17 protein-coding genes are annotated in these 16,924 nt (G+C 72.6%); 13 read left to right on the forward strand and 4 right to left on the reverse strand.

Annotated elements, in window-relative coordinates; translation table 11 throughout:
- Window positions 1-2: 2 nt before the first annotated feature.
- The 4 genes from nrfD to P5P86_RS10970 all read left to right on the forward strand — a co-directional run bounded on the left by nrfD (window position 3) and on the right by P5P86_RS10970 (window position 2,628).
- The gene (gene nrfD, locus P5P86_RS10955; protein WP_280607468.1) at window positions 3-923 is read left to right on the forward strand and encodes an NrfD/PsrC family molybdoenzyme membrane anchor subunit; all 921 of its coding nucleotides are present in this window, start codon (window positions 3-5) and stop codon (window positions 921-923) included.
- An 89-nt stretch (window positions 924-1,012) separates the two neighbouring features.
- On the forward strand, window positions 1,013-1,276 hold the full coding sequence (locus tag P5P86_RS10960) for a phosphoribosyl-ATP diphosphatase (protein ID WP_280607469.1): 264 nt from the start codon (window positions 1,013-1,015) through the stop codon (window positions 1,274-1,276).
- 10 nt (window positions 1,277-1,286) lie between these two features.
- Window positions 1,287-2,159, forward strand: a complete 873-nt coding sequence (gene hisG / locus P5P86_RS10965; protein WP_280607470.1) for an ATP phosphoribosyltransferase — start codon at window positions 1,287-1,289, stop codon at window positions 2,157-2,159.
- Window positions 2,143-2,628, forward strand: coding sequence for a PH domain-containing protein (locus tag P5P86_RS10970; protein ID WP_280607471.1), 486 nt, complete (start codon window positions 2,143-2,145; stop codon window positions 2,626-2,628). Before hisG ends, P5P86_RS10970 begins: the two co-directional genes overlap by 17 nt.
- A 74-nt stretch (window positions 2,629-2,702) precedes the next feature.
- Here the strand turns inward: P5P86_RS10970 and P5P86_RS10975 are convergent, their stop codons facing one another.
- The 4 genes from P5P86_RS10975 to P5P86_RS10990 are packed head-to-tail and all read right to left on the reverse strand — an operon-like array spanning window position 2,703 to window position 5,883.
- On the reverse strand, window positions 2,703-3,623 hold the full coding sequence (locus P5P86_RS10975) for an aldose 1-epimerase family protein (protein WP_280607472.1): 921 nt from the start codon (window positions 3,621-3,623) through the stop codon (window positions 2,703-2,705).
- Between the two features lie 10 nt (window positions 3,624-3,633).
- On the reverse strand, window positions 3,634-4,203 hold the full coding sequence (locus tag P5P86_RS10980; RefSeq protein ID WP_280607473.1) for a uridine kinase family protein: 570 nt from the start codon (window positions 4,201-4,203) through the stop codon (window positions 3,634-3,636).
- Window positions 4,187-5,434, reverse strand: a complete 1,248-nt coding sequence (locus P5P86_RS10985; protein WP_280607474.1) for an amino acid deaminase/aldolase — start codon at window positions 5,432-5,434, stop codon at window positions 4,187-4,189. The genes P5P86_RS10980 and P5P86_RS10985 overlap by 17 nt, the downstream gene beginning before the upstream one ends.
- The gene (locus tag P5P86_RS10990; protein WP_280607475.1) at window positions 5,431-5,883 is read right to left on the reverse strand and encodes a hypothetical protein; all 453 of its coding nucleotides are present in this window, start codon (window positions 5,881-5,883) and stop codon (window positions 5,431-5,433) included. Before P5P86_RS10990 ends, P5P86_RS10985 begins: the two co-directional genes overlap by 4 nt.
- 36 nt (window positions 5,884-5,919) lie before the next feature.
- Here P5P86_RS10990 and P5P86_RS10995 point away from each other — a divergent pair, with 36 nt between their 5' ends.
- The 9 genes from P5P86_RS10995 to P5P86_RS11035 all read left to right on the forward strand — a co-directional run bounded on the left by P5P86_RS10995 (window position 5,920) and on the right by P5P86_RS11035 (window position 16,923).
- A complete protein-coding gene (locus P5P86_RS10995) occupies window positions 5,920-6,441 on the forward strand; it encodes an SseB family protein (RefSeq protein WP_280607476.1) in 522 nt (173 codons plus the stop codon).
- 346 nt (window positions 6,442-6,787) lie between these two features.
- Window positions 6,788-7,435 carry a translation initiation factor IF-3 gene (gene infC, locus P5P86_RS11000; RefSeq protein ID WP_348537918.1) on the forward strand — a complete coding sequence of 216 codons (648 nt, stop codon included), beginning with the start codon at window positions 6,788-6,790 and terminating at the stop codon, window positions 7,433-7,435.
- Window positions 7,436-7,462: 27 nt separating this feature from the next.
- The gene (rpmI, locus tag P5P86_RS11005) at window positions 7,463-7,657 is read left to right on the forward strand and encodes a 50S ribosomal protein L35 (RefSeq protein WP_280607477.1); all 195 of its coding nucleotides are present in this window, start codon (window positions 7,463-7,465) and stop codon (window positions 7,655-7,657) included.
- A gap of 60 nt (window positions 7,658-7,717) precedes the next feature.
- Window positions 7,718-8,101 (forward strand): 50S ribosomal protein L20, encoded by a 384-nt coding sequence (gene rplT, locus P5P86_RS11010; protein WP_280607478.1) that lies wholly within the window; start codon window positions 7,718-7,720, stop codon window positions 8,099-8,101.
- Between the two features lie 14 nt (window positions 8,102-8,115).
- Entirely contained in the window at window positions 8,116-8,928 is an 813-nt protein-coding gene (locus tag P5P86_RS11015; protein ID WP_280607479.1) for a TrmH family RNA methyltransferase, read from the forward strand.
- 52 nt (window positions 8,929-8,980) lie between these two features.
- Window positions 8,981-9,991 (forward strand): sensor histidine kinase, encoded by a 1,011-nt coding sequence (locus P5P86_RS11020; RefSeq protein WP_280607480.1) that lies wholly within the window; start codon window positions 8,981-8,983, stop codon window positions 9,989-9,991.
- Window positions 9,992-10,331: 340 nt separating this feature from the next.
- The gene (gene pheS / locus P5P86_RS11025; protein ID WP_280607481.1) at window positions 10,332-11,441 is read left to right on the forward strand and encodes a phenylalanine--tRNA ligase subunit alpha; all 1,110 of its coding nucleotides are present in this window, start codon (window positions 10,332-10,334) and stop codon (window positions 11,439-11,441) included.
- Entirely contained in the window at window positions 11,441-13,927 is a 2,487-nt protein-coding gene (pheT, locus tag P5P86_RS11030) for a phenylalanine--tRNA ligase subunit beta (protein ID WP_280607482.1), read from the forward strand. Before pheS ends, pheT begins: the two co-directional genes overlap by 1 nt.
- A gap of 38 nt (window positions 13,928-13,965) precedes the next feature.
- Window positions 13,966-16,923, forward strand: a complete 2,958-nt coding sequence (locus tag P5P86_RS11035; RefSeq protein ID WP_280607483.1) for an ATP-binding protein — start codon at window positions 13,966-13,968, stop codon at window positions 16,921-16,923.
- Window position 16,924 lies beyond the last annotated feature (1 nt).

Genomic DNA, 16,924 nt, shown 5'->3' on the forward strand with positions numbered 1-16,924 from the left:
GCGTGCGCGAGCAGCCGATGGTGCCCGACGCGGAGTTCGAGTCGTACTACGGCCGGCCGATCCTCAAGGAACCGACCTGGAAGACGCCCGACGTACCGCTCTACCTGTTCCTCGGCGGCCTGGCCGGGTGCTCGGCGCTGCTCGCCGAGGGCGCGGCGCTGACCGGCCGTCCCGAGCTCGAGCGGGTGACCCGGCTGGCGGCCGCGACAGGTGCCGCGGCCGGCACCGTCGCGCTGGTACACGACCTCGGCCGTCCCGAGCGCTTCCTCAACATGCTGCGCGTGTTCAAGCCGACCTCCCCGCTCTCGGTCGGCTCCTTCATCCTGGCGCCGTTCGCCAGCCTCGCCGGTGCGGCAGCCGCCTCGCACGTCACCGGACTGCTGCCCCGCCTGGGCCGGCTCGCCGGTGTCGGCGCGGCCGCCTTCGGGCCGCCGCTGGCGACCTACACCGCCGCACTGGTCGCCAACACCGCCGCCCCCGCCTGGCACGAGGCGCATCGCGAGCTGCCGTTCGTCTTCGGCGGCTCGGGCGCCCAGGCGGCGGGTGGGCTGGCGATGCTGCTCGTGCCCACCGACCAGGCCGGTCCGGCGCGACGGATGGCCGTGGCCGGGGCAGCCGTGGAACTCGTCGCTGCGGAGGCGATGCTGCGTCACGGCCTGGTCTCCGAGCCGTACACGATCGGCATGCCGGGCCGGCTGATGCGGGTGGCTCGTGGCGCCACGGTGGCGGCGACAGCCGCCACGGTGCTGGCCGGAGGCCGCTCGCGGATCGTGGCGGCGCTGGCGGGGGTCTCCTACCTGACCGCCTCGCTCACCACCCGCTTCGGTGTCTTCGAGGCCGGCCGGGCCTCCACCCGGGACCCGAAGTACGTGGTGGTGCCGCAACGGGAGCGGCTCCGGCAGCGCGCGAGCGCCGAGTCGTGAGCCCCGCAGGCCCAGCCGCCGGCCTCGCTGGCATCCGTGCGTGAGACCCGCCGCGAGCAGCGGCGACGTACGGCCTAGGCTTGGGGCCCGTGAAGACGTTCGAGGAGCTGTGGGTAGAGCTCAGCGAGAAGGCCCGCACCCGCCCCGAGGGATCAGGTACGACCAAGCTCCTCGACGGCGGGGTCCATGCGGTCGGCAAGAAGCTGGTCGAGGAGGCCGCCGAGTCCTGGATGGCCGCCGAGCATGAGGGCAAGGACGCCGCCGCCCTCGAGCTCAGCCAGCTGCTGTACCACGCCCAGGTCATGATGCTCGCAGCCGGCCTGAGTCTCGACGACGTCTATGCCCACCTCTGAGGACCCGCCCATGTCATCGGCTTCATCTTCGAACGGCCTCCTGCGCATCGCGGTGCCCAACAAGGGCGCGCTGTCCCAGGCCGCCTCCGACATGCTCCGCGAGGCGGGCTACCGGCAGCGCGAGGACGCCAAGCGCCTCACGCTCATCGACGAGGAGAACGGCGTCGAGTTCTTCTACCTGCGGCCGCGCGACATCGCGCTGTACGTCGGGGAGGGCACGCTCGACGTCGGCATCACCGGTCGCGACCTGCTGCACGACTCCGGCGCCAAGGCCGAGGAGGTGCTGCCGCTCGGCTTCGGCCGCAGCCGGTTCCGGTTCGCGGGCCGGGCCGGCGACTTCACCAGCCTCGACCAGCTGGCCGGCAAGCGGATCGCCACCTCCTACACCGGTGTGGTGCGCGCGTTCCTGGCCGAGCACGGCATCGAGGCCAGCGTGACCCGGCTGGACGGCGCCGTCGAGACCAGCATCCAGCTCGGCGTCGCCGACGTGATCGCCGACGTGGTCGAGACCGGCTCGACGCTGCGGCAGGCCGGCCTGGAGCCCTTCGGGGAGACGATCCTGGAGTCCGAGGCGGTGGTGATCACGCGCAGCGAGACCATCGACTCCGCCGTGTACGAGACCTTCCTGCGTCGCATCGAGGGTGTCCTGGTGGCGCGCAGCTACGTGATGATGGACTACGACATCCGCGCCCAGGACGTGCCGGCCGCCAGCCAGCTCGCGCCGGGCCTGGAGGGGCCGACCGTCAGCCCCCTGCACCGCGAGGGTTGGGTGGCTGTCCGGGTGATGGTCCCGCGGCACGGCGCACAGAAGCTGATGGACGACCTGTGGGCCATCGGTGCGCGCGCCATCTTGTTGACAGACATCCATGCCTGCCGACTCTGACGCCGGCTCCGGCCCGGCGGCTGCCGCCCCCCGGCCGGCCCTGCCCAGGACCTGGCGCCCCTTCGGCGTCCGCGCGATGGGGATCGTCCTGGTGATCAGCCTCTACGGCCTGTGCGGCTTCTCCTGGTTCGCGTTCGACGACGAGACCAGGGCGAAGTTCACCGGCTTCGAGAAGGGCACGCTGATCTTCTTCGGCGTGCTCATCCTGGTGCTGGTGCACGCGCTGATCCGCTCCCGGGTCGAGGCGCGCCCCGAGGGCCTCGTGGTCGTCAACGGCTACCGTCGCCGTGACCTGGCCTGGGAGCAGGTGCTCGCCGTCCGCCTCCCGCCGGGGGCGCCGTGGGTCACCCTCGACCTCGCCGACGGTACGGCGGTGCCCGCCATGGGCATCCAGGCCTCGGACGGTGGCCGTGCCAAGGCGGCCGCGCGGGAGCTGCGCGCGATCGTGGCGGCCCCGCCGACCCCCTGACTCGGGCCTGCGTCCGGCCCGAGTCGGGCCTGCGTCCGGTTCGACTCGGGCCTGCGTCCGGTTCGACTCGGGCCTCAGTGCGCGCGCAGCGCCCACCGCGCGCTGAACGTCTCGCCCGGCGCCAGCACGACCAGGTCCTCACCGGAGTTGAACGCGTCCACCGGCGCCGTCATCGGCTCGATAGCGATGGAGGCGCGCGGCGGGGTGCGGTCGTCGGCGGTGTAGAGCATCAGCCAGCGGTGGTGCTCGTCCAGCCACAGCTCCACGACCCGCTCGCCCCCGTCGGGGGCGGTTGTGCTGAGCGTCACCGTGGCGCTGCCGTCGGCGGCGCGGACCAGGTCGGTGAAGCAGTCGTCCAGCGACGTCTCACCGATCACGCGCGGTTGCCGGAAGTCGTAGGCGGTGCCCGCGACGGCGCTGCGTCCCACCGGCAGCTTGCGTTCGGGGTCGGACTCCAGACGGGTCGCCGCGGGTGCGTGCAGCGTCCAGGGGTCGACCGTCGAGCCGGTGTCGAGGGTGAGGTAGGGATGCGCCCCCGACGCGTACGGCGCGTCCGAGGTGCTGCGGTTGGTCGCCGACTGGGTGACGGTGAGCCCGTCCTCGCCGAGCTCGTAGACGGCACCGAGGTCGAGGATCCACGGGTAGCCGGTCTGCGCCGGCAGCCGCAGACCCAGCTCGATCCGCGAGGACGTGCGTGCCAGGACCCGCCACGCCGACCAGCGTGCCAGGCCGTGCGAGGCGTTGTGCCGCGCGGGCTCGCTCAGTGGAAGCTGCTGGGAGGCGCCCTCGAAGGTGTACCGCCCGTCGCGGATGCGGTTGGGCCAGGGCATCAGCAGCTGACCTCGGCACGCGCTGGGCATGGTGTCCTCGGCGAAGCCGTCGATCACCCGCCGGCCGTCCTTCGCCAACGCACGCAGGGAGGCACCCGCCTCGGTGATGGTGGCGGTATAGCCCGCCGCCTCGATCTCGAACTGCTCACCAGTGGGCGCGACCATGACGGCAAGGCTATCGGCTCGGGTCCCACACCAGGTCGGCGGCCGCACGGGTGTCCTCCTTGGCGAAGAGGGCCTCCTCGTCCCGCTGCCAGGCGGCGATGAACGGCTCGGCGGCTGCCCCGTCCCGCGCGCGCCAGCGGGCGAGTCGGAGCTTCGGCGGCGCCTCCACCCAGACCAGCAGCGTGCGCACCGGCGCGTACGCCGCCAGCCCGCTGCCGACGCCCTCGAGCACGAGCAGCGGCACCGGGGTGACCGTCACCGTCTCGGCGTAGCGAGCGCGCTCCCAGTCGTAGCGCCGGTAGGTCCCCGGCTCGTCCCGCGCCAGGGGGTCGAGCAGGGTCGCCAGCTGCTCGCCGAGCCGCGGGAGGCCGGACCAGCCGTCGTACAGGTCGTCCAGGTGGATGACCGCCGCGGCCCCGCCTCCGAACGGACCCAGCGCCGCGACCCGCGCCGCGAGCGTCGTCTTGCCCGACCCCGCCGGTCCGTCGAGGCACAGCAGCCGCCCCGATCCGAGCGTGGCCGGCTCGGCGAGCAGCCGCGCGACCAGGTCGTGGACGGAGGGCTCAGAAGGCGAGCCCATGACCCCGGTAGGTCGGCGCCGCCTCCACGATCCGCTCGCCCTCGACCAGGTAGCAGGTCGGGGTGTGCTCGAACAGCTCCCCGGACTTGGCGTGCCGGAACCACACCAGGTCGCCGATCCGCAGCCGGTCGGTCGCCTCGCCGGTGAGTGGCGTCTGGACCTCACCGGCGCCCTCGAGCGGCGTGAGAGCGAGTCCGGCCGGAGCCCAGGGGACCGGCAGCCGGTCCGCACCTGCGGCGCCGGAGGCGGACAGCCCGCCGCCGTGCACCGTCACCATGCCGGCCGCCGGCCGGCGCGTCACGGGGACGGCGAAGTAGGCCGAGGGCCGCGGCGCGAAGGCCCGGTAGTGGTCGAACAGGCCCGGCACCAGCAGGCCCGAGCCCGCCGTCACCTCGGTCACGGTCGGGTCGGCCGACGAGGTCTCCAGGGAGCCCGACCCGCCGGCGTTCCAGAACTCCAGCTCGGTCAGCTCGCGCAGGCCGGCCGCGATCTCCGCGCGGCGCTGCTGCAGCTGGCCCACCGACAGCGCCTTGACCCGTCGTACGGCGAAGGAGCGGGCGCGCTGTCCCGGGACCTCGTCGGCGAGGCCGGCGACCTGGCCCTCGTAGGTCATCACGCCGACCAGTCGGAAGCCGTCGCGAGCCACGATCGTGCGCGCCAGCGCGATCACCGAGGACGGCGCCAGCAGCGGCGATCGCTTCGGTCCGAGGTGCCGCCCGGCGACCTGCAGGCCGGCGTCCACGTCGATGGCGACCCGCACCGGCACCGCCAGCGAGGAGCGCACCGAGTCGATCATGTCCAGGTGCTCGACGGAGTCGACCATCAGCGTGACCCGGGAGGCGGCGTGCGGCGAACTGACCAGGCGCTCCAGCGCGGCGCGGTCGACGGTCGGATAGGCCACGACCACGTCGTCGCTGATGCCCTGCTCGACCAGCCACAGCGCCTCGGCCAGGGTGAAGCCCAGCACACCCTGGAAGCCGGGCGCTGCCAGCGCGCGCGAGATCAGCGCAGGCACGCGCAGGGACTTCGACGCCACCCGGATCGGCGTACCCCCGGCGCGTCGCGCCAGGTCCGCGGCGTTGGCGTCGAAGGCGTCGAGGTCGACGACCATCGTCGGCGTCGCCAGCGGCTCGTCGTAGGTGGCGACCGCGGTGTTGAGCCGGCCCCAGAGCCGGTTGCGGGCAGCGGCGGTGGTCGGTCCGCCCGCCGGACCGTCGGTGGCGGCGCTCACGAGATGCCGTGCTTCTTCAAGATCGCCTGGATGTCGCCGAGATCCTCGCCGAGCCCGAGGTCGGCACCGGCCGGCGCCGTGCCGCGCCGCTTGGTGCGCGAGGCCGTCGGCGCGATCGCGCGCCCGGCCGTCGGGTCCTGCCCGTCGCCGCCGGAGCGCCCGGAGATCCGGGTCGAGACGGCGATGAGCACGAACCCGATCACCGCCATCACCAGGCCGAGCCACACGGCCGGGTTCCAGACGAAGCCGACTGCCCAGTCGCTGACGGCCGTCCCGATCCGGCCGATCAGCCGCAGGGTGTGGGTGAAGTACGCCGCCAGCGGCAGCAGCGTGATGCCGGCCCACCGCACGGCCGCGGCGGGGCCGGCCTGCTTGGCGCGCATCCAGGTCACGCAGCCCGCGACGAGGGTCAGCGCGAGCGCGAGAGCGCCCCAGGCGATGTCGTCCATGACGACATCCTCCCACCCGCTGGTTGAATAGGCGCCGTGCACGACCACGACACGACCTCTGCCGACCAGCGTCGTCTCCAGGCTCCGGCCTTCCCGGACGACGACGGCGCCGCCGCCGCCCAGGTCGGCGACGCGCTCGCGGCGTACGCAGCCGATCGGGCGGCGTACCCGCAGGCCCTGGCCGCGATCGCCGAGAGCCGCCTGCTGGTCCCCGTGGTCGCGGTGCTCGGCGCCGTGGAGTACGACGCCCAGGGGCTCGCCCACGACAAGACCAGTGACATGGCCACCGTGCTGCTCACCGGCGCCGACGGGCGGCAGGCGCTGCTGGCCTTCACCAGCATGGAGACGATGGCCGCCTGGCGCGCCGACGCCCGGCCGGTCCCGGTCCCGGCGCGCGACGCGGCCCGTGCGGCCCTGCAGGAGGGGGCCGCCGCGGTGGTGGTCGACGTGGCCGGTCCGACGACGCTGGCGATCGAGGGCGAGGATCTGCGGGCGATGGCCCACGGCTGGCGGCTCACGTGGGTGGGGGAGAAGACCGCGTGGGTGGCGCCGGTCTGAATTGGCCGGCCGGGGAATGCTCGGGTAGTCTTCCGTGTTGACCGATCAGTCGACAACCGTCGGCTGATCCACAAGCGGAGACAGCAGCATCGTTTCCCACCCGCATCGACCAGCGCACCACCAGGTCGTCGGGTCCGGTCCAGGAGCAGTTCCCCGGCACGAGGCCGGAGACCTGTTTCGGGTGCGAGCCCTCTGCACGGGGCTCGCGGCGACTGGCTTCCGCTTGTAACAGCGGGAGCCTTTTTCGTTCTCGGGCCGGTGTGCACATGGTCCGAACACGCGCGAGGCCTCCGGACAGACGATCACTGGAGGACACATCAGCACCGAGCTTCGTATCAACGACCGGATCCGCGTACCCGAGGTCCGCCTCGTTGGTCCCAACGGCGAGACCGTCGGCATCGTGCCGACCGGCGACGCACTGCGCCTTGCCCAGGAGGCGGACCTCGACCTCGTCGAGATCGCCCCGATGGGCAAGCCCCCGGTCTGCAAGCTCATGGACTACGGGAAGTTCAAGTACGAGAACGCCCAGAAGGCTCGTGAGGCGCGTCGCAACCAGACGAACGTGATCATCAAGGAGATGAAGCTTCGTCCGAAGATCGACAGCCACGACTACGAGACCAAGAAGGGGCACGTCGTCCGCTTCCTCAAGGCCGGTGACAAGGTCAAGATCACCATCATGTTCCGCGGCCGCGAGCAGCACCGCCCCGAGCTGGGCTTCCGGCTGCTGCAGAAGCTGGCCGAGGACGTCCAGGAGCTCGGCTTCGTGGAGTCCTCGCCCAAGCAGGACGGCCGCAACATGGTGATGGTGCTGGGCCCGAACCGCAAGAAGGCCGACGCCAAGGTCGAGCAGCAGGCTGCCAAGGAGGAGAAGGCCGCCGAGCGCGAGGCCGACCAGGCCGCCGAGCGCGCCGAGCGCGCCGCTCACACCGGGCCGGTCGCGCAGAAGAAGGAGCGGGGTCGCTCCGAGAACCTCGACCCCGAGATCGACGCCTGAGTTTTCAGTACGAAAGAGAGAGCAGAGATGCCGAAGAACAAGAGCCACTCCGGTGCCGGCAAGCGCTTCCGCGTGACCGGTTCGGGCAAGATCCTTCGCGAGAAGGCTGGCAAGCGCCACAACCTGGAGAAGAAGGCCTCCAAGGTCACCCGCCGCATGACCGGCACCGTCGAGGTCGCCAAGAACGACGTCCCGCGCGCCAAGAAGCTGCTGGGTCTCTGATCTTTCCCCGGGCACCGCGCCGTTGAGGCCGCCCACCAGATTTCACGCAAGGAGTAAGAAATGGCACGCGTCAAGCGCGCAGTAAACGCCGCGAAGAAGCGCCGCGTCACCCTCGAGCGGGCCTCCGGCTACCGCGGTCAGCGTTCGCGCCTCTACCGCAAGGCCAAGGAGCAGGTCACCCACTCGCTGGTCTACGCCTACAACGACCGCCGCAAGAACAAGGGCAACTTCCGTCGTCTGTGGATCCAGCGCATCAACGCCGCCGCGCGTGCGCAGGGCCTGACCTACAACCGCTTCATCCAGGGCCTCGGCCTGGCCGGCGTCGAGGTCGACCGCAAGATCCTGGCCGAGCTGGCCGTCAACGACGTGGCCGCGTTCAACGCGCTCGTCGAGACCGCCAAGAACGCTCTCCCCGAGGACGTCAACGCCCCGGTCAGCGCCTGAGGCCCTGCCGCCTCATGGCCCCGCTTTCCGCGAGCAACGCTCGTGTGAAGGACGCAAGGAAGTTGAGCCGTCGCTCCGCTCGCGCGGAGCGACGGCTCTTCCTCGCTGACGGCCCCAAGGCCGTCGAGGGCGCGCTCGGCGCCGGCGTGGTGGAGGAGATCTTCGCGACGCCGGCCGCCGCCGAGCAGTACGCCGAGGTCCTCGGCGCCGCCGCCGTCACGCTGGTCGAGCAGCGAGCGATCGAGCTGCTCTCCGACTCCGTCACGCCCGCCGGTCTGGTCGCGGTGTGCCGGTTCCTCGACGTCGATTGGTCACATATCGCGGCTCGAGACGTCACCTCCGGGGGGTCGAGTGTCCCGGCGGCGCCGCGGCTGGTCGCGATCTGCGCCGACGTGCGCGATCCGGGCAACGCTGGCACCGTCATCCGCTGCGCCGACGCCGCCGGCGCCGATGCGGTGGTGCTCGCGGGCGATGCGGTCGACCTCTACAACCCCAAGACCGTCCGGGCCTCCGTCGGCTCGGCGTTCCACCTGCCGATCGTGATCGAGCGCGACCCGGTGGTCGCCGTCCGAGCGGCGCGCGCGGCCGGCCTCTCGATCCTGGCCGCCGACATGGGCGGCGAGGCGACGATCTTCGACGGTGAGGACCTGCTGGCCCGGCCCTCGGCGTGGCTGTTCGGGAACGAGGCGTGGGGCCTGCCCGCCGGCCTGGCCGCCGAGGCCGACCACGTCGTCAGCATCCCGATCTTCGGTCGGGCGGAGAGCCTCAACCTCTCGACCGCCGCCGCGCTCTGCCTCTACGCCAGCGCGCGGGTCCAGCGCGCCTGACGCGCTCGGGCGTGCCGGCCGGCGACTCGCGGCGGCTGGCTAGGGTGAGGTGGTGGACGCACAGGACCTGGCCGACAGCCTCCCCGACGGCGTGGTGCTGGCCGCTCCGGACGGTCGGGTCACCCTGATCTCAGCGCTGGCGGCCCGGATGCTCGGCGTCGATGCCGCCTGCGCCGTTGGCGCGCCGTTGGCGGAGACGATGATGCTGCGCGACGGCGAGGGCTGCAGCTGGGTCGACGTCAACGAGCCGTACGGTGGCCTCAGGTCGCGCACCGGCGTCCCGGAGCAGTCGTGGCTGCTCCCGAACGGCACCGAGGTGCTGGTCTCGGCGCGGATCGGGCCGGACCGGTCGTTGGCGATCACGCTGCGCAGCGGGCGTGGCCGGGCGCGGCTCGACCGCGAGCGCTCCGACCTGGTGGCGACCGTCGCGCACGAGCTGCGCAGTCCGCTGACGGGGGTGAAGGGCTTCGTGCAGGCGCTGCTCAATCGCTGGGACAAGCTCAACGACGAGCAGAAGAAGCTCATGCTGACCACCGTCCACGCCGACTCCGACCGCCTGTCGCGACTGATCGCCGAGCTGCTCGACGTGGCCCGGATCGACACCGGTCGGCTGCAGCTCTACCCGCGGCCGTGCGATGCCGCCACGCTGGTGGGCCGGGTGGTCGACTCGGTGCGCGCGAGCACGTCGCGCTGCATCGAGCTCAGCGCGCCCGAGCACCTTCCGGAGATCCTCGCCGACCCCGACAAGTTCACCCAGGTCGTCACCAACCTGGTCGAGAACGGCGTCCGGCACGGCGAGGGCGTCGTACGGGTCCTGCTCGAACCGACCGAGACGGGCGTCCGGTTGCTCGTCGACGACGAGGGCGAGGGCATCCCCGAGGACCTGCGCAAGCGTGTGTTCACCAAGTTCTGGAAGGGCGGCGCGCGCGGCGGCTCCGGCCTCGGCCTCTACCTCGTCGGTGGCCTGACCCGCGCCCACGGCGGCGTCGTGACGATCGCCGACGCGCCGGGCGGGGGAGCGCGGATCGTGATCGACTGGCCGGGGGAGGTCGCCACACCCTGAGGTCGACTCGGGCCTCCGTCCGGGTTCAGTCGGGCCTCCGTCCGGGTTCAGTCGGGCCTCCGTCCGGGTTCACTCGGGCCTCCGTCCGGGTTCACTCGGGCCTCCGTCCGGGTTCACTCGGGGCTGTCGAACCCCGGTCGCCCCGGCCCCGGACCCGACCCGAGCGACCGAGTCCGTCATGCGCCACCGATCTCGTCACCGACCTCGTCACCGACCTCGTCACAAACCTCGTCACCGCCCCCGCCCGCCCCGCGGGCGCCGATCGGCAGGGATCCCATTCGCCCTCCGGCGCTCGCCTTCCTAGACTTGCCCCGCACGTCACCTGCTGGGAAAGGCACCCATGTCCGGCCCGAACACCGACTACGACCCCGTGGAGGTCACTCCCTTGAAGGCCGAGGAGGTCGACGCCGCGCGCGAAGCGGCCCTCGCCGCGATCGCGGCAGCGCAGGACCTCGAAGAGCTCAAGCAGGTCCGCATCGACCACGTCGGAGACCGGTCCCCGCTGGCGCTCGCGAACCGCGAGATCGGCGCGTTGCCGCCGGCCGCGCGCAAGGAGGCCGGCCAGCGGATCGGTCAGGCCCGTGCTGCGGTCAACAAGGCGCTGGCGGAGCGACAGGCGGTCCTCGAGGCCGAGCACGAGGCACGCATCCTGGTCGAGGAGGCGGTCGACGTCACGCTGCCGACCGACCGACTGCCGGCCGGTGGACGACACCCGCTCACCACCGGCGCCGAGCTGATCGCCGACATCTTCGTGGCGATGGGCTGGGAGGTCGCCGAGGGCCCGGTGATCGAGGCCGAGTGGCTCAACTTCGACGCGCTGAACCTGGGGCCGGACCACCCGGCGCGCACGATGCAGGACACGTTCTGGACCGAGCCGGCCGAGAACCACATCGTCCTGCGCACCCACACCTCCCCGGTCCAGGCCCGCACGATGCTGGCCCGCGGCGTCTCCGTGGACGAGCCGATCTACGTGGTGTGCCCCGGACGCGTCTTCCGCACCGACGAGTACGACGCCACCCACAGCCCGATGTTCCACCAGGTCGAGGGTCTCGCCGTCGACGAGGGCATCACCATGGCCCACCTCAAGGGCACGCTGGACCACTTCGCCGGCCAGATGTTCGGCGAGGGCATCACGACCCGGTTCCGACCGTCGTACTTCCCCTTCACCGAGCCCTCCGCCGAGGTCGACCTGGTCTGCTTCGTCTGCCGCGGCATCGACTCCGAGGCCTGCCGCACCTGCCGGGGCGAGGGCTGGATCGAGTGGGGCGGTTGCGGCATCGTCAACCCGCGGGTGCTGCGTGCCTGCGGCATCGACGCCGACCGCTTCACCGGCTTCGCCTTCGGCATGGGCATCGACCGGACGCTGATGTTCCGGCACGGCCTGGAGGACCTGCGCACGCTCTTCGAGGGCGACATCCGCTTCACCACTGCTTTCGGATCGGAGATCTGATGAAGGCCCCCGTCTCCTGGATCAAGGAGTACGTCGACCTGCCCGCCGACCTCACCACCGAGGCGCTGACCGACCGGCTCACCGCACTCGGGCTCAAGCTCGAGGCGATCGAGTCCGCCGGTGCCGGCATCGAGGGCCCGCTCGTGATCGGCCGCGTGCTGACCCAGGAGAAGGAGCCGCAGAAGAACGGCAAGACCATCAACTGGTGCACCGTCGACGTCGGCGACGCCAACGGGACCGGGGAGCCGCAGGGCATCGTCTGCGGGGCGCACAACTTCGGCCCCGGCGACAAGGTCGTGGTGATCCTGCCCGGCGGCGTGCTGCCCGGTGACTTCCACATCGCCGCGCGCAAGACCTACGGTCACGTCTCGGCCGGGATGATCTGCTCGGCGGCCGAGCTCGGCCTCGGCGACGACGGCTCCCACGGCATCGTCGTCGTACCCGAGGACGGCCCCGAACCGGGCACCGACGCGCGCGCTTTCCTCGGCTTCGGCGAGGAGGTCATCGAGTTCGAGATCAACCCCGACCGTGCCTACGCGCTGAGCCTGCGCGGCGTGGCCCGCGAGGCAGCCCTCGGCTTCGATGCTCCCTACCGCGACCCGGCGCTGCGGGAGACCCCGGCCGCGAACGACGACGGCTACCCCGTGGGCATCGACGACGCGATCGGTTGCCCTGTCTTCGTGGCGCGCTCCGTCAGCGGCTTCGACCCCGCCGCGCCGACTCCCGAATGGATGGCGCGTCGTCTCGAGCAGGCCGGGATGCGGCCGATCTCGTTGGCGGTCGACGTGACCAACTACGTGATGCTCGAGACCGGTCGACCCATCCACGGCTACGACCGTGACAGGTTGCAGGGACCGCTCCGGGTCCGTCGCGCGGCCGAGGGCGAGCGCATGACGACGCTCGACGGCGTCGAGCGCACCCTCTCGGCGCTCGATCTCGTCGTCACCGACGACTCCGGCGTGATCGGGCTCGGCGGGGTGATGGGCGGTGCGACCACCGAGATGTCCGCCGCCACGACCAACGTGCTGATCGAGGCGGCCCACTGGGACGCGGTGTCGATGTTCCGGACCGGCAAGCGTCACAAGATCAGCTCGGAGGCGGGCAAGCGCAACGAGCGCGGGGTGGACCCGACGATCTGCGAGGCCGCTGCGGACCGCGTGGTCGAGCTGCTCGTCGAGCTCGGCGGCGCGACCGCCGAGCCCGGCGTCACCGTCGTCGGCGTACCGCCGCAGCCGGAGCCGATCGAGATCGGGACCGACCTGCCGGCACGGATCAGTGGCATGCCGATCCCGGCCGAGACGACGATCGCCCACCTCGAGGCGGTGGGCTGCACGGTCTCCGTCGCCGGCGACCGAGCCACGGCCACCCCGCCGCCGTGGCGACCGGACCTCACCCAGCCGCACGATCTGGTCGAGGAGGTCGTCCGGGTCGTCGGCTACGACCAGGTCCCCAGCGTGCTGCCACGCCGGGCGACCGGCCGCGGTCTGACCCGCAGCCAGCGGTTGCGCCGCCGGATCGGCCGTACGCTGGCCGGAAGCGGCCTGGTCGAGGTGGTCAGCTTCCCGTTCGTCGGCGAGTCGGCCTGGGACGCGCTCGGCCTTCCGGCCGACGACCCGCGACGCAACACCGTCGGGCTGGCCAACCCGCTGAGCAACGAGGCTCCGGCGTACACGACCACGGTGCTGCCGGGCCTGCTCGAGGCCGCCGGCCGCAACCTCGGTCGGGGCGCCGCCGGTGTCGCGCTCTTCGAGACCCAGACCGTCGCCATCCCCGCGCAGGCCGGCGCGGCGCCCATCTACGGCGTCGACCGCCGTCCCACCGAGGCCGAGCTGGACGCCCTGTTCGCTGCCATCCCGGTGCAGTGGACCGAGCTCGGCGTCGTGCTCGCGGGCGAGCACGAGCGCGCCGGTTGGTGGGGCCCGGCCCGGCCGGCCGGCTGGCCGGACGCCCTCGCCGTGGTCGACCGGCTCGCCGGGGAGCTCGGGGTCGAGATCGCCGTCGAGGCCGCGGCCGTGATGCCGTGGCACCCGGGTCGCTGCGCCAAGGTGACAGCGGGGGAGACCGTTCTCGGGTACGCCGGCGAGCTGCACCCGAACGTGTGTCGCGCCTACGGCCTGCCCGAGCGCAGCGCCGCCGTCGCGCTCGACCTGGACGGGCTGATCGCTCTCACCCCGGCCGTGACGCCGGGGCCGAGGTTCTCCACGATGCCGCTGGCGAAGGAGGATGTCGCCCTGCTGGTGGACAACACCGTCACGGTGGCCGCGGTCGAGGCGGCGCTCCGTGAGGGCGCCGGCGAGCTGTTGGAGTCGATCCGGCTCTTCGACGTCTACGTCAGCGAGCAGCTGGGCGCGGGCAAGAAGTCCCTGGCGTTCGCGCTCCGCTTCCGTGCCCCGGACCGGACGCTCACCGCCGAGGAGACGGCTGCCGCCCGCGACGCGGCGGTCGCCCGGGCCGCCGAGCTCACCGGTGCGGTGCAGCGCGCCTGAGCCGGGGGTGTGCCCCCTGGACCTGGCATGATCGCCCCGTGGTTCGACTGCGCGTCCTCGACGAGGTCACCTGGGACGGCAACCCGGTGCCGGGCGAGCGGACGCACGCGCTCCTGCGCGCCCTCGTCGACGCCGGCGGCCGGGGCCTGGGTGAGCGCGCGCTGGTCGAGGAGGTCTGGGCCGACGACGCGCCCGTGAACCCGACCAAGGCGCTGCAGGTGGTGGTCTCGCGCGCCCGGGCGGCCACAGCGGCCGAGGTCATCGAGCGCACCCCCCAGGGCTACCGGCTGACGCTCGCCCCCGCGGAGGTGGACGCCTGGTCGCTGCGCCCGGACGCGCTGCGGCTCGCCGCCGAGGGCAGGTACGCCGAGGCACTCCCGCTGCTGGACCAGCTCGTTCGGACCGAGGGCCACGGCGAGGACGAGGAGGTGGTCGAGGCGCGACTGCGCGCCATCGCCGCGGTGCAGGGGACAGCGCCGGCGCTGGAGGCCTACGAGGCCTATCGGGAGCGGGTCGCCGACCGCCTCGGCATCGATCCGGCGCCGAGCCTGCAGGATCTGCACCGCGAGCTGCTCGCCAGGGACGCGCCCGTGCGGGCCGGGCTGCGCTTCGAGGTCGACGAGATGATCGGGCGCGAGGCGGACGTGGCTGCGCTGGCGACGCTGGTGCGCAGCCACCGGGTGGTCTCGATCGTCGGAGCCGGCGGGCTGGGCAAGACCCGGCTGGCCCACCTGATGGGACGCATCGCCGAGCAACCGATCGTGCACTTCGTCGAGCTGGTCTCGGTGACCAGTGACGACGGCGTGGCGGTGGAGGTCGCCGACGCGCTCGGTGCGCGTGAGTCGGTCGCCTCGCGGCGTACGTCGCCGTTGAGCAGGGCCGACCCGATCAGCCGGATCGTCGACCTGGTGGGCACCGTCCCGGCGCTGCTCATCCTCGACAACTGCGAGCAGGTCGTGGAGGGCACCGCCGACCTGGTCTCGGCGCTGGTCGCGCGCACGCCGGCTCTGACCGTGCTCACCACCACCCGCATCCCGCTGGGACTCGCCGCGGAGCGGACCTACCTGTTGCCCGAGCTCAGCACGGCCGACGCCGCGGCGCTCTTCGTCGAGCGCGCTCAGGCCGCGCGCCCCGGAGCCGTCCTCGATCCCGAGCGCGTGCTCGCGCTGGTGAGCCGCCTGGACGGGCTGCCGCTGGCCGTCGAGCTGGCCGCCGCCAAGGTGCGGGTGATGAGCGTCCCCGAGATCGAGCGCCGGCTGGAGAACCGGTTCGCGCTGCTGCGTGGGGGCGCCCGGGACGCACCCGAGCGGCATCAGACGCTGCTGGCCGTCATCGACTGGTCGTGGAACCTGCTCTCGGAGTCCGAGCGGTTCGCGCTGCGCCGGCTGTCGGTGTTCCGTGACGGCTTCTCGCTGGAGGGCGCCAGCGCTGTCCTCGCCCCCGATGACGGGTACGGCGATGATGCCCTCGACGTGCTCATCGCGCTGGTCGAGCAGTCCCTGGTCGTGGTGGCCGAGGGTGAGACCATGCGCTATCGATTGCTGGAGACGGTGCGTGAGTTCGGCCGCATGCAGCTGGTCGACGCCGGCGACGACCTCGAGGCGAACGCCCGGCTGCGCGATTGGGCGGTGTCACTGTGCGAGGACGCCCGCCGACGGCTGTTCAGCCCCGCCCAGGTCGAGACGATGGCCCTGCTGCGCGGCGAGGAGGGCAACCTCGTGGAGAGCCTGCGCCGAGCCGTTGCCGACGAGGACGTCGCCGCCGTCGCCACGCTGCTGGCCTGCCTGTGCGGGTTCTGGTTGGTCGAGGGCGGCCACCTCAAGACCCTGAACCTGGCCCTGCCGGCGCTGCCACTTCTCGCCGGGGCGCCGATCACGCCCGGCACCGAGGACGTCCTGCGCACGGCGCTCACGAGCATCCTGATGACCGGGCGGTTCTTCCCGGGCGGGGTCGAGAGCGTCGAGACGGCGCTGCCGCGTCTTCGCGACCTCGGCACGGAGGGAGCCGACGCCCGCACGCGGGCGGCGATGCTCGGCCTCTTCGCCCTCAGCGACGCGCCCGCCGGCGGCGAGCTCGACGCGCTCGTCGCGTTGGTGGACTCCGAGGACAGCCACGTAGCCCAGTGGGCGGCGATCTGGGCCAGCTTGAACCTGGAGAACTCCGGTGACCTGCCCCGCGCCGTCGAGCTCGCCAAGCGGGCCCAGCAGCTCTCCGACCCCGACGACGGGCCGTGGTCGACGGCTCTGGTGGACGCCCACCTCGCCGGACTGATGCTGCAGGGCGGCCAGCGCGAGCCTGCCCGGGAGCATGCGGAGCGCGCGATCCCCGCGATGGCGGCTCTCGGTGCGGTGGAGGACTGGGCGCAGTCGCTGGCCACGGTCGCCCTCGTGGCGATCGCCCAGGGCAACCTGTCCGAGGCCGAGAGCATCCTGGAGGACCTGCTCGACAACGAGCGCGTCCAGTCGGTGTTGGGCGGCGGCGCCATCAGCTACCTGTGTGGACGCGCCGAGCTGCTGCTGGCGCGCGGCGATGCCGAGGAGGGGCTGGCGGCGTACCGCGCGGCGGTGGTCCGGTTGAACGCCATCGACCTGCCCGAGTTCAGCCGCGGTGGCAGCTTCGCTCCCTGGGTGCTGTTCCCCGAGGCCGCCTCGCTCGCCGCCGCGTGCCGCCTCGGCCGCCACGACGAGTCGGGCGCCGCGCGGGAGGAGCTGCTGCGCAAGGCGATCCTGGTGCTGACCGAGGCGGACGAGTTCCTCGACTACCCGATCATGGGCTCGGTGCTGTTCGCGCTCGCGTCCTGGGAGCTCACCGGCGGCGACGCCCAGGCGGGCCGGCGCCTGCTGGAACTGGCCGCTGCCTTCAGCTTCAACCGGATGCTGCCCAGCCTCGACCCGGACTGGCTCCTGGCGATCCTCGGCTCACCGGTGGCCGCCGCCGACGTACCGCGCGAGCGGCTGCGCGAGGAGGCTCTCGCCTTCCTCACGCAGCCGCGCTGAG

Source organism: Nocardioides sp. BP30 (genome assembly GCF_029873215.1).
Classification (GTDB): Bacteria; Actinomycetota; Actinomycetes; order Propionibacteriales; family Nocardioidaceae; genus Nocardioides.